This window comes from Streptomyces sp. FH025 (genome assembly GCF_017427025.1).
Lineage (GTDB): Bacteria > Actinomycetota > Actinomycetes > Streptomycetales > Streptomycetaceae > Kitasatospora.
In genome coordinates this window covers 1-3,380 of the sequence record NZ_JAFLNG010000772.1, presented here as the reverse complement: position 1 = coordinate 3,380, position 3,380 = coordinate 1, and the positions used below count along the sequence as shown (strand labels likewise).

3 protein-coding genes are annotated in these 3,380 nt (G+C 71.6%); 2 read left to right on the top strand and 1 reads right to left on the bottom strand.

Features of this window, described 5'->3' with window-relative positions; all coding sequences use genetic code 11:
- Both uppS and J0670_RS33620 read left to right on the top strand, forming a co-directional pair.
- On the top strand, nucleotides 1-650 hold a 650-nt coding region (uppS, locus tag J0670_RS33625), incomplete at its 5' end, for a polyprenyl diphosphate synthase (RefSeq protein WP_207816060.1).
- 90 nt (nucleotides 651-740) lie between these two features.
- Nucleotides 741-2,795: a transglycosylase domain-containing protein gene (locus J0670_RS33620; protein ID WP_207816047.1), complete on the top strand. Its 2,055-nt coding sequence runs from the start codon at nucleotides 741-743 to the stop codon at nucleotides 2,793-2,795.
- An 18-nt stretch (nucleotides 2,796-2,813) separates the two neighbouring features.
- Here J0670_RS33620 and J0670_RS33615 read toward each other — a convergent pair whose 3' ends face one another.
- Nucleotides 2,814-3,302: a hypothetical protein gene (locus J0670_RS33615; RefSeq protein WP_243437897.1), complete on the bottom strand. Its 489-nt coding sequence runs from the start codon at nucleotides 3,300-3,302 to the stop codon at nucleotides 2,814-2,816.
- Between the last annotated feature and the right edge of the window lie 78 nt (nucleotides 3,303-3,380).

Below are 3,380 nucleotides of genomic sequence, written 5' to 3'. Positions count from 1 at the left end.
GCATGGCCAGTCCGAGCCTCGGCCACAAGGCGGGCGCCGAGCACGTCGAGGAGGTGCTCTCCTGGTGCGAGTCGCTCGGGATCGACCACGTGACGGTCTTCGTCTGCTCGACCGAGAACCTCCAGCGCCGAGACGACGCCGAAGTCGCCTATCTGATGCGGCTGATCGAGCAGGTGGTCACCGACCGCCTCGCCCGCCCGGACGCCCGCTGGCGGGTCCACCTGGCCGGAATGCCCGACGTCCTGCCCGACAGCACCGCCCGCGCCCTCAAGGAGGCCGTCGAGGGCACCCGCACCTGCACCACCGGCGCCCACGTCACCCTCGCCGTCGGCTACGGCGGCCGCCAGGAGGTCGTCGACGCCATGCGCGACCTCATGTACGCGCGGGCCGAAGCGGGCGCGTCGCTGACCGAGGTCGCCGACACACTGACCGTCGACGACCTCGCCCCGCACCTCTACACCGCCGGCCTGCCCGACCCCGACCTCGTCATCCGCACCAGCGGCGAGCAGCGGCTCTCCAACTTCCTGCTCTGGCAGAGCGCCTACTCCGAGCTCTACTTCTGCGAGGCCCACTGGCCCGCCTTCCGCGAGGTCGACTTCCTCCGCGCCGTCCGCAGCTTCGCCGCCAGACAACGCCGCTACGGCGGCTGAGCGGGCCCCGGCCGACTGTCACACGGCTGTGACAGTCCGGCGCGGGGGTTCCAAGGAGTTCTTCATGACGTGCACGTAGGGTCGCGTGCCATGGCAGAGCAGCGGGTGGCGACGGGCATACGGAAACTGGGGCACGGGACGCGGCTGGTCGCGGTGAGCGTGATCGCCGGGGTCGTGGCGGCGGGGATAGCCCTGCCGGCGGTGGCGGCGGTGGGGCTCGGCGCCCAGTCGGCGGCGGACGACTTCCAGAACCTGCCGGACGACTTCAAGACGCCGCCGCTGTCGCAGGCCACCACGATCCTCGACGCGCAGGGCGGCACGATCGCCACCGTGTACGACCGCGACCGCACCGTCGTCCCGGGGGACCAGATCTCCCCGCTGGTGAAGACCGCCCTGGTGGACATCGAGGACAACCGCTTCTACGAGCACGGCGCGATCGACCTCAAGGGCGTGCTGCGGGCCCTGGACAAGAACGCCTCCTCGGGCACCACCGCGCAGGGCGCGTCCACGCTGACGCAGCAGTACGTGAAGAACGTCTTCGTCGAGGAGGCGGGCGACGACCCGCAGAAGGTCGCGGAGGCGCAGCGGCAGACGGTCGGCCGCAAGATCCAGGAGCTGAAGTACGCGATCAAGGTCGAGGAGACCCTGAGCAAGGACCAGATCCTCACCAACTACCTGAACATCACCTTCTTCGGCGAGCAGGCCTACGGCATCGAGGCGGCCGCCCGGCGCTACTTCGGCGTGCACGCCAAGGACCTCACCCTGCCGCAGGCCGCGATGCTGGCCGGTCTGGTGCAGTCGCCGACCGGCTACGACCCGGTGGTCAACCCCACCGCGGCGAAGGACCGGCGCGACACGGTGCTGCGCAAGATGGCCGAGTACGGGCACATCACCCAGGAGCAGGCGCGGGAGGCCGTCGCGAGCCCGCTCGGGCTGAACGTCCAGGCGCCGCAGCAGGGCTGCATCCTGGCCAAGCAGGGGGAGGGCTTCTTCTGCGACTACGTGCGCAACACGGTGCTCACCGATCCGGCCTTCGGGAAGTCGGCGGCCGAGCGGAAGGCGCTGTGGAAGCGCGGCGGGCTCCAGATCCACACCACGCTGGACCCCAAGGCGCAGGCCTCGCTGTACGCCTCGGTCACCGGCCACGTGAACGCCGGGGACCAGGCCGCCACCGCGATGAGCATCGTCGAGCCGGGCACCGGCAGGATCCTCGCGATGGGCCAGAGCCGCCCGTACGGCGTCGACGACAAGCAGCACCAGACGCAGATCAACTACAACGTCGGCAAGGCCATGGGCGGCGGGCTGGGGTTCCCGACCGGCTCGACGTTCAAGCCGATCGTCGCGGCGGCGGCCCTGGAGAACGGGATCTCGCCGGGCCAGAGCTACACCACCGACTACAGCATGCCGTGGCCGGCGATGACGGACTGCTCCGGCGGCCGGTTCCCCTCCTCCGGGCAGGTGCACAACGACAGCCAGAGCCTGACCGGCCAGTTCACCATGAAGACGGCCATGGCGCAGTCGGTCAACACCTACTTCGCGAAGCTGGAGGCCGACACGGGGCTGTGCAATGTCGCGCAGATGACCAACAAGCTCGGCATCACCCAGCAGGCGGGCGGCGAGAAGCTCCAGGTCGTCCCGTCGATGACGCTCGGCAGCAACGACCTCACGCCGCTGGAGATGGCGAGCGTCTACGCGGCCTTCGCCGCCCACGGCACCTACTGCGCGCCGACCGCCGTCACCGCGGTGACCGGCCCCGACGGCAAGCAGCTGGCGGTGCCGCAGGCGAACTGCTCGGCCGCGATGTCGGCCACCACCGCCGACACCGTCACCGCGATGCTCAAGGGCGTCGTGGAGGACGGCACCGGCCAGCCGGCCGGGCTCACCGACCGGGACAGCGCGGGCAAGACCGGCACCACCGACGCGAGCCGCCAGGTCTGGTTCGTCGGCTACACCCCCGAGATGGCCGGCGCGACCGTCGTCAGCGACACCGACAACCCGAAGCCCCTGGACGGCCAGCGCATCGGCGGCACGGTGGTCGGTCAGGCCTTCGGCGGCACCCTGGCGGGCCCGATCTGGCGCGACGCCCTGGACGGGGCCCTCGCCGGGACCCCGGCCGGCACCTTCCCCGCGGTGCAGCTGCCGTAGGACGTGCGCCGGGCCGCCTCAGCCGTAGATGGCCACCACGGGCTCGATCGTCCCCGGAGAGGGCTTGAGCACGGTCAGCCGGTAGTGCTGGGTGAGCGTGTGGTGGCCGGGGAGGACGGTCTTCGCCGGGATGAGCCGGGTGTACAGGGTGCCGGTCTGGCTGTAGAGCGGCATGTCGTGCCAGTGGCCGTCGGACGCCAGCGCTTCGAGCCGGACGTTCGCCGGATCGAGGAAGGGGCCCTGGTCGGGCGACTCGATGAGGATCTGCGGGGCGACCGTCTGATCCGTCGAGGAGTCGTTGCGGTACGTGACGGTGACCGTCTGCTTCCCGTGGCCGGCCGGCAGCGGGATGTCGGGCAGGTCCACGGAGGCCACTGGCGGGGCGGCGGCCGAGGCGCCGCCGTCCGCCACCGCCCGGGCGGGGGAGCCGAGTGCGGCCGCCGGCAGGGCGGCGAGGGCGACGGCGGCCAGCGCCAGAGCCCGACGGTGGATCTTCCGGCTGCGCATGGCGCCTCCTTCGGTCGACGGCCGTTTCGCGGAGCTCCTCGATGCTCCGAACGGGCCCGCACCCCTCCACCCTGCCCC